This window comes from Metallosphaera yellowstonensis MK1, assembly GCF_000243315.1.
Classification (GTDB): domain Archaea; phylum Thermoproteota; class Thermoprotei_A; order Sulfolobales; family Sulfolobaceae; genus Metallosphaera; species Metallosphaera yellowstonensis.
Genome location: NZ_JH597761.1, coordinates 1,245,466 through 1,253,769, shown reverse-complemented (window position 1 = coordinate 1,253,769; position 8,304 = coordinate 1,245,466). Strand labels below are relative to the sequence as shown.

5 protein-coding genes and 2 pseudogenes are annotated in these 8,304 nt (G+C 51.3%); 4 read left to right on the top strand and 3 right to left on the bottom strand.

The window, feature by feature from the left end; all coding sequences use genetic code 11:
* Positions 1–139: 139 nt before the first annotated feature.
* A pseudogene (locus METMK1DRAFT_RS17585) lies at positions 140–313 on the bottom strand (IS256 family transposase); the annotation flags it as partial.
* A gap of 136 nt (positions 314–449) precedes the next feature.
* Here METMK1DRAFT_RS17585 and METMK1DRAFT_RS07315 point away from each other — a divergent pair.
* Positions 450–1,505, top strand: coding sequence for an ISH3 family transposase (locus METMK1DRAFT_RS07315; protein ID WP_048087712.1), 1,056 nt, complete (start codon positions 450–452; stop codon positions 1,503–1,505).
* 15 nt (positions 1,506–1,520) lie between these two features.
* Here METMK1DRAFT_RS07315 and METMK1DRAFT_RS20045 read toward each other — a convergent pair.
* Positions 1,521–2,279 (bottom strand): annotated as a pseudogene (locus tag METMK1DRAFT_RS20045) (IS701 family transposase); the annotation flags it as partial.
* Between the two features lie 203 nt (positions 2,280–2,482).
* On the opposite strand from METMK1DRAFT_RS20045, the gene METMK1DRAFT_RS07305 reads away from it, so the two are divergent.
* The 3 genes from METMK1DRAFT_RS07305 (at position 2,483) to METMK1DRAFT_RS07295 (ending at position 6,541) form a co-directional block, all read left to right on the top strand.
* Positions 2,483–2,959, top strand: coding sequence for a hypothetical protein (locus METMK1DRAFT_RS07305; protein WP_048087492.1), 477 nt, complete (start codon positions 2,483–2,485; stop codon positions 2,957–2,959).
* A 290-nt stretch (positions 2,960–3,249) separates the two neighbouring features.
* Entirely contained in the window at positions 3,250–4,839 is a 1,590-nt protein-coding gene (locus METMK1DRAFT_RS07300) for an APC family permease (protein WP_009072310.1), read from the top strand.
* Positions 4,840–4,876: 37 nt separating this feature from the next.
* Positions 4,877–6,541, top strand: coding sequence for an acyl--CoA ligase family protein (locus tag METMK1DRAFT_RS07295; protein WP_009072308.1), 1,665 nt, complete (start codon positions 4,877–4,879; stop codon positions 6,539–6,541).
* Here METMK1DRAFT_RS07295 and METMK1DRAFT_RS07290 read toward each other — a convergent pair.
* Complete coding sequence (locus tag METMK1DRAFT_RS07290; RefSeq protein WP_009072307.1) at positions 6,531–8,285, bottom strand: alpha/beta hydrolase family protein; 1,755 nt, start codon at positions 8,283–8,285, stop codon at positions 6,531–6,533. The two genes, METMK1DRAFT_RS07295 and METMK1DRAFT_RS07290, sit on opposite strands and share 11 nt — an antisense overlap.
* Positions 8,286–8,304 lie beyond the last annotated feature (19 nt).

Genomic DNA, 8,304 nt, shown 5'->3' with positions numbered 1-8,304 from the left:
AAAATATTAGGAGAGAGAAAAACATTTAAATTTTGTACATAATAGGAGAAACATTCCCTATCATTTCTCGAAGGGGTGATTCAGGGCTCCTTTGCAAATTGTAATATCTCTGTTGATTTGGACTTATTCAATGAAGGAATTACTGAATATATTTGATCATTTCACGAAGAAATAAGGGTTCTTGTAATATTATTACAATGATGAGATAACAGGTCGAGAGGTTGTAGTTGAGGGCTATGGCCCGGGCGATCTGGAGTATCCTCCAGGGGGAGTGGCACTTCCCGAACCTCCTCCTCTCCACGGTAGACCCAAAATCATATTATGAAAAATAACTCCAGCAGGATAATATCGATTCATGATAGATAACAGGATTTATAAGGGTATTAAGAATTCAGTTGAAGAAAGGTTTAAGGTGAGGGAGATGTGGTATTACCATGTGGGAGATCAAGATGGTAACACCGGTACTCCCTCACCAAAACAACGTTCAACAAATAGGATATAAATTACTTTCCATGCTGAACTTCAAGGGAAAGAGAGGGGAAGAGGTGGCGAGAACCCTCATCTCAGCGTGTTTATGGAACGATTCGGTGGAGAACAAGTCGAGGGTGTATGACGTGTCCCCACAGACCGTGAGGAATTACGTGGAGGAGCAAGGGGTGGAAGTTATTGAGAAACTCTTGGAACAAGTGAGGAAAATGTCCTTGGAGGTACTGAAGGGAGTCAAGGAGATAGACGTCTCAATAGACTGGACAACCAAGACCTGGTACGGGAAAACGGTGGAGGGGCTCGGGAGTTCGGAGGAGGGAAACTCTTGGAACTACGCAACTGCGACGACAAAGTTTGACGGGAAAGTGCTCCTACTGGCCTTCGTCACACTAGTCAAGGGGATGACCAAGGATGAGGTCGTGAAGGCCCTCGTGGAGCAAGTCGTCGCCATGGGGTTCAAGGTAAGGTTGATGACTCTCGACGCTGGTTTCTACACGGTTGACGTGCTCAACTTCGTTTCGCAGTTCAAGTACGTAATTGCCGTTCCTGTTGGGGACGTGAAGGTCTACCAGGAGTTTGACGGCGAGTACGAGACGAACAGTAAGAGGCACAGGAAGGACGAGCAGGTCGAGTTCAGGCTCCTCGTGTACAGCGAGGAGAAGGCTAAGAGAAAGAAGAGGACTCTAGTTTACTTCGCTAGGGCGACTAATCTAAACCTACCGAAGGGGGAGGTGTTGGACTTGTACAACAAGGTGAGGGGTCCCATAGAGACCTCTCACCGGAACATCAAGGCTTTTCTCCCATTCACCAGTTCCACCAAGTTCGTCTTCCGCACGTTGATCTTCGTGCTGGCAATCGTACTCTACTCCCTGTACACCGTGTTCAAGGGGGAGGTGAGGAGGGAGCAGTTCAGGATACTCCTAATACTCTTGTTTTCTGATGATTTATTCTATCTAAAAGATTTTCTATTTAAATCAATAGAATCGCTTATTAATATAGATTTATTTTCAAGGAGGTGATTTTGGGTCTACCGCGCTGAGCGAGGGGTCGGTCGTGTAGAGGTACCTGACGTGTGTCCCGGAGTCGTGTTCCTGCGAGCGACTTCACCATGACAACTCAGCCTCCCAGGGTCAGGTCGGCGTAGTGGACTCCAGGGGGTATCCCACTGGGAGGTCTTCCTCGAGGGTGTCCTGGCCGACCCTGAGTTCGGTTGGACTTGAGCCTTGACACCACTTTGTTCGTCACGGGCTTCTCGGACCGGTACTGGGGTCGAAGACGACCCTGGCTACCGGAAGGGCTCCTTGAGCACGTCCAACGTCTAGCCACGTCGATCTTGGTCTTGAACTCGGTGACCCTCACAAATCCAACATCTTCCTCACGGCGTAAGGGAAACCGTGAACGTCCTGCCCGAGGTCCACTATGGCGACCGTGAGGAGCTTGGCCCTCTCGAACCTCCCGTGGGTGTGGCAGTAGATCCAGTGGTTCTCGGGGGCTCACGTCCCCCTGGAGCGTTGTGGTCCACGGCGTCGTCCACGATGACGACCTGACCCTTCACCAGCCTGACAGGACCTCCATGCGTCGTCGAGTTCTCCCAACGCCCCATCAATTCACGTTCCAACCCGAACGTCTCGGCCCTGTTCCTCACGCTGGCCCTCCCACCTACCAGGACCATGAGGATCAGTGCCAGTTAACCTTCCTGCTCCTCCCCTTCCCCCTCACCACGCCCAACCTGTTGATCTCCCTGACAGCCTCTCTCTAGCGAACTCGATCAGTCCCTTTCCGCACCTTTTCAGCGGGACGACGTCGAAAACTTCTCGCCAATACCGACTTCCCCGTATTACCTCCCTAAGATCCCCATAACTGCTGTATAAAAAGATTTCTATCAATGTGAAAAAGGATTCAGCACTTCAAGAGGGAACCGCGTAAAAGAGCTTTATGACGCAAACCCAAACCGTGTTCGCATAACGTTTTTATGGTCGTAGACTCCCTACATCACATGAGGAAACTGGCAGTTCTGGGCTTAGCCATCCTTGTCATAGGAGCTGTATTGGTCTTCGGAGTCTACCCTTACATAGTAAACCAGGCGACAGAGGAGATCTTGACTGGCCTTAAAGCCAACATGACCTCCGCCAGCCTGATGCCGGGTGAGAATATATCTTTTCACTATGTATCTCTAGGCAAAAATGTTTATATCTTCTACTATAATTCCTCCCAGTTTCCCCTCCTCGTGGAGGGCGTGCCGGTAAACGCCTCGACTCAGGGACACTCAGCCTACTATGTGATTTCCAGCGGGCAGGGGACCTTCCAGGTGGTGAACAATTATTCACAGCCGGTGACCGTGTACTACTCCCAGTACTCCTATTATCCAGGAGATGGTACTCTCATAGGGGCGTTGATAATAGCTGGCATCCCCATGATGGTGGTAGGAGTCGTCCTAGCAGTGCTGGGGTTCTTGAATAAAAGAGGTAGTTAGTGCTCTCGTCCCGTTGTATTCCTCCCTATTCCTGAAACTTTACCACGTGTTCCCAGACCTACGGGCTATTCACGGGTTCAACGCGAATAGCGATTCTATGCTATCGTGTGATACATGTTCTACTCTACTGTTGTCAACTTCAGCTCAATTCGCGACCAATTACTCTAAAAGGAGTTAAATAAAGTGATTTTCAAGGGATACCTGTATGCCACTGACCTCCGGTGATTCCGATAAATTCTAAACAAATTGAGAGAAAAGTTTATATTTCAAATATACATTGCCCATGGGAGATGGAAGAAAAAAAGAACCTCTTCCTGAGGGAGTCCTCCGGTCTCGTGAGGGAGGTGAGTCCTTGGTCTTCGATGTCAGCTACTTTTGGTCTCGTGACCGGTGGGGTCCCCATCCTAATACTTTCCTGGCTTTTTACTTCCCCAGGTGCCAACTGGGTTCTCTCGTTTCTCATGATGATGTTCCCAACTCTTGGTATGGCTTATCTCTTCTACTTAGCAGGTGTGGCCATGCCTAGGGCCGGAGGAGACTATGTGTTAAATAGTAGGGCAATCCATCCGGCTGTAGGTTTCGTGAACTACTTCGGTCTATTTGTGGGGTTTGGGCTCTCTCTAGGTTACTACAGTTACCTAGGTGCACAGTGGTTTGGGTACCTGTTCTCGGGTCTCGGTTTAGCTTACAACAATCAGACCTTCATAAACTGGGGTTCGTGGTTCTCCAGCACACAGGGGAGTATAGTGGTGGGGCTAGTGATAGTCGTTATATCCGCGTTCTTAGCAATGACACCCAGACTGCAGTGGAAGTTCGTGTTGGGAGCAGGGTTGATTACCCTAATTTCAACACTGATAATGTTCTGGGCTCTGGCACGGATCACTCCAGCTCAATTCGCTCAGGACCTCTCCCTGAGCACCGGGATACCCAACGCCTATCAGGAAGTGATAAACGACGCCTTGAGTAACGGCCTCACCCTCAGACCGTCACTCTACGCAACCATACTGGCCGCCCCTGTGATCTGGTATTATTACACTTGGTACAACCTCCCCCTCTCTTGGTCAGGGGAGATGAAACAGGTGAAGAGGAACGTTTTGTACGCCACGGTAATCTCCATAGTCATAATAGGGATATACTACATGGTCTTCGTTTACCTCAACCTCAGGGCCTTCGGCTCCAGCTTCATGACTTCGTGGAGTTACATCAGTAACCAAGGACTGAACGACACTGTCTACAATTCTCTCCAGGGCGTTGGTGACTTCACGCCGTACTTCGCCTTCATGGTGGATCGTAGCTTGCCCCTGTTTCTGATCATGTTCCTGGCCCTTTGGCTCCCCAACTTTTACAGCAACCCACCCCTGGTTACCGCCCTGGTTAGATACCTCTTCTCTTGGTCCTTCGATAGGATAATGCCCCCCTGGATGGCGGACGTTAACGAGAGGTTGAGGGCTCCGGTAAAAGCCACAGTCCTAGTCAGCCTTATCGGAGCGGCAGGGATTTTCCTCTACGCTCTCAACACCCCTGTGGCCTTGGTAGACATAACGGTAGTTTTCGAGTTAGGTTACGCCATTTTTGCCCTGTCCATGGCACTGATGCCCTTTGTCAAGAGAAACCTCTACGAGAATGTCTTCCCTATGAAGAGAACATTATTGGGTATACCCTTGGTGACCTGGATTGGGGGATCAGTGTCGGCCTTCTTGGTTTTCATCATAGCGTATACCTGGGGCAATCCAGTTTTACTTCCCATAAACCTGGAGACCTTGGTGTCCCTGTTAGTCATCTACGGGGCTGGACTCGTGATATACGCCACGGCAAGGGCGTTGGCCAAGAGGAAGGGGATAGAGATAGATTTACTCTTCAAGGAGATCCCCCCGGAGTAGTTCAAACTTTTTAAGCAATGCTTCTTAACGTTTCATGATGGTTCCCAGAAAGGTACCTGACTATCCTGGTGTAGATCAATCTGGTTCGTGGTACTCCGTGCTTACCCCCCTCACGTTTCTCGAGAGATCTGGAAGGTACTTTAAGGATAAGGTTGCCGTAGTATACAGGGGAGAGAGGAAGAGTTACGGGGAGTTCAGGGACGAGGTCTTTAGACAGGCCAACGCCCTTAAGAACTCGGCGTTGAGTAAGGAGGGGAAAGTCTCCTTCATCTCCAGGAACAGGCCGGAGTTCCTCGCCTCCTTCTTTGGCGTCCCTTGGGCAGGAGGAGTCCTCGTCCCCATAAACTTCAGGCTCTCCCCCAAGGAGATCAGTTACATCATTAATCACTCAGAGAGCGAATTCGTTGTGGTAGATGAGCCCTTTCTGGATCAGCTGAGACCTGTTAAGGATGAAGTGAAGGCCAAGATAGTACTCCTGGAAGACGAGAGCTCTCCCTCCAAGGAGGAGATCAGGAAGGAACTGGTGTGGAAAACCTACGCGGAGTTCCTCAAGGAGGGCTCCCCCACTCCTCTGCCCATACCCGTGGAGGACGAATATTCCATGATAACACTCTACTACACCTCAGGAACGACTGGACTTCCCAAGGGAGTCATGCATCATCACAGGGGAGCCTTCCTGAACGCCATGGGCGAGGCCCTGGAACATCAGATGGACCTGAACTCCGTCTACCTTTGGACGCTCCCCATGTTTCACGCTGCTGGGTGGGGATTCCCTTGGGCTACCGTAGCCGTGGGGGCGACTAACGTGTGTCTAGATAAGGTGGACCCCACAGTTGTCCATAAACTCATAGAGGAAGAGGGGGTGACGCACATGAGCGGTGCTCCCACAGTTTACGTTAATCTGGTGGACTACATGAAGAGAAACAATTTGAAGTTCAGCAGGAGAGTCCACATGTTGATAGCCGGTGCCGCTCCAGCCCCAGCTACGTTGAGGGCGGTTCAGGAGTTGGGAGGCTACATGTGCCACGTCTACGGTCTGACAGAAACTTACGGTCCTCACTCCATATGTGAGTGGAGGAAGGAGTGGGACCTGCTCAGCCTAGAGGAACAGGCTAAGTTGAAAGCTAGACAAGGAGTTCCTTACGTGGGATTCGAGATGGACGTCTTTGACTCAGAGGACAGGCCAGTTCCTTGGGATGGTAAGACCATAGGGGAAGTGGTAATGAGGGGACACAACGTGGCCTTGGGCTACTACAAGAACCCAGAGAAGACCGCAGAGTCCTTCAGGAACGGATGGTTCCGCTCGGGAGACGCAGCAGTAGTACATCCCGACGGTTACGTAGAGGTCGTGGACAGGTTCAAGGACCTCATAAACACCGGAGGAGAGAAGGTGTCCAGCATCATGGTCGAGAAGACCCTCATGGAGCTCCCAGGAGTGAAGGCGGTGGCGGTGTACGGAACGCCAGATGAGAAGTGGGGTGAAGTGGTCACTGCAAGGATAGAGTTGATGGAGGGCGCCGAGCTTACAGCCGAGGAAGTGATAAAGTTCTGCAAGGAGAAACTAGCCCACTTCGAGTGCCCCAAGATCGTGGAGTTCGGTCCCATACCCACTACTGCCACAGGAAAGATGCAGAAGTACATACTGAGGAACGAGGCCTGGAGGAAGTTCAGGGAGTCGGTAGGAAAGGGAGTTAACTCGTGAGGTGTCGTCTGAACCACTCCAGCTTCACTGAGAGTCTGTGAACCATGTTTTCGGGTTTCCCCTTCCTCGCGTGTTCGTGACCGTCACCTTGGTACCTCACCAGTCTCGTCTCGATACCCCTCATCTTCAGGGCTGTGAAGAACTGTTCCGCTTGCTCCATGGGACACCTGTAGTCCTCCTCTCCGTGGATCAACATGGTGGGAGTCTTGGCCCTCTCCACGTAGTAGATCGGTGACATCCTCATTAGCTTCTCCATGTTCTCTATCTTCCACGGGTCCTCAATACCCGACTCGACGGCGTTGAACCAGAAGCCTATGTCACTGGTACCACACATGCTCACTAAGTTGGATATTCCCCTCTCGCTCACTGCCGCTGAGAACACGTCGCTGTGGGTTATTATCCAGTTGGTCATGAACCCACCGTAAGACCCACCGGTCACGCCCAGCTTACCCTCGAGTCCCAACTGTTCCTTAGCATCCTTAACGAAGGTCAGGATGTCCTCCATGTCCCCTCCTCCCCAGTCCCCAACGCAGGCCTTTGCGAACTCTTCCCCGTAACCCTGGCTACCCCTGGGGTTGGAGTACAGGACGTTGAACCCATTCTTAACGAAGAATTGAAACTCAATGTAGTAGGAGTAACCGTAGGCCATGTGGGGCCCTCCGTGGACGAAAAGGATGGTCGGGGCACTCCGATCAGTCAGGATGGCCCAACCCTCGATCCTGGAGTCGACCTTCAGGGGCCTAACGCCCGTTACCTGAGGGTTCGGATCGTAGGTTAGATCACCGCTAACTAGTAGGGAGGGCCTCTCGGGAGTGGTTTTGACGTAGGCCAGCCTCCTCCCGTCGTAATCGAAAAGTCTAATCACGTGCTCACCGTGGGTTATCTTAGTCACCTTTCCATCCTCAATCCTATAGAGGTTGGTCTCTCCTCCCTCCTGGCCTAGGCTGATCACGGAGTCTCCCACATAGACTAACCTCTCCTTGGCACCATCGAACAAGTCGGAGATGACCGAACTACCGCAAGTCTTACCGCAGAGGAAACTCCTTCCCTCCTCCAGGATGTGAACCTCCTTCACAGCCCACGGACTCTTACCCTTCCCGTGACCCAGGAAGGCAACGCCTCCCTTGTCATTAACAGCGACTGAAGTGATGACGTAGTCTCCCGAGATCAGATCTCTCCTCTCTCCAGTCTCAACATCCACTTCCTGAAGAGAGGATAGTCCCACTTCGTCATCCCTTTGTGAGGTGACTACTATCACTCTACTCCCGTTTGTAGCGAAGTCCATTACGTCAAAGTCTCCCTTAACCACGGTCCTCAACTTACCCTCCTGGAGGAGGAAGAGCGAAGTTCTAGATCGCAGGAGCCCTCTTCCATCAAACTTGTGTTTTATCCTATTCGTCTCAAGGGGAGAGGACTTGTCGCTGACCTCCTCTCCTAAGACGAGGATACCCTTCTCATGAACGTCGTACTTGAGTATCTTTCCGAGCTCCAGCAGAGTCTTAGGTTCTCCGAACTCCTGTTGGGCTACCAACTGGTGTTTCTCCCCAGTCCTTACGAAGTAGAGGGTGTCGTTGATGACGTTAGGCAGGATCTCCTTTCCTCCCCAGGTCACCCTCCTCCCGTTAAGGAAGACAGAGTTTCTGTATTCCTTACTCTCGATCCACGTCTCACCGTGGATCAGACCCCTAGTCGAGAGCTTTACGTCGGAGATTACCTTGATGGAGTAGGCCTCCTCTGGAGTCATGGTACACTTTAAGAGAACT

Coding starts and splice junctions, on each gene's coding strand:
- METMK1DRAFT_RS07315 (WP_048087712.1), top strand. CDS start 450: ATGGTAACACCGGTACTCCCTCACCAAAACAACGTTCAACAAATAGGA.
- METMK1DRAFT_RS07300 (WP_009072310.1), top strand. CDS start 3,250: ATGGAAGAAAAAAAGAACCTCTTCCTGAGGGAGTCCTCCGGTCTCGTG.
- METMK1DRAFT_RS07305 (WP_048087492.1), top strand. CDS start 2,483: ATGAGGAAACTGGCAGTTCTGGGCTTAGCCATCCTTGTCATAGGAGCT.
- METMK1DRAFT_RS07295 (WP_009072308.1), top strand. CDS start 4,877: ATGGTTCCCAGAAAGGTACCTGACTATCCTGGTGTAGATCAATCTGGT.
- METMK1DRAFT_RS07290 (WP_009072307.1), bottom strand. CDS start 8,285: ATGACTCCAGAGGAGGCCTACTCCATCAAGGTAATCTCCGACGTAAAG.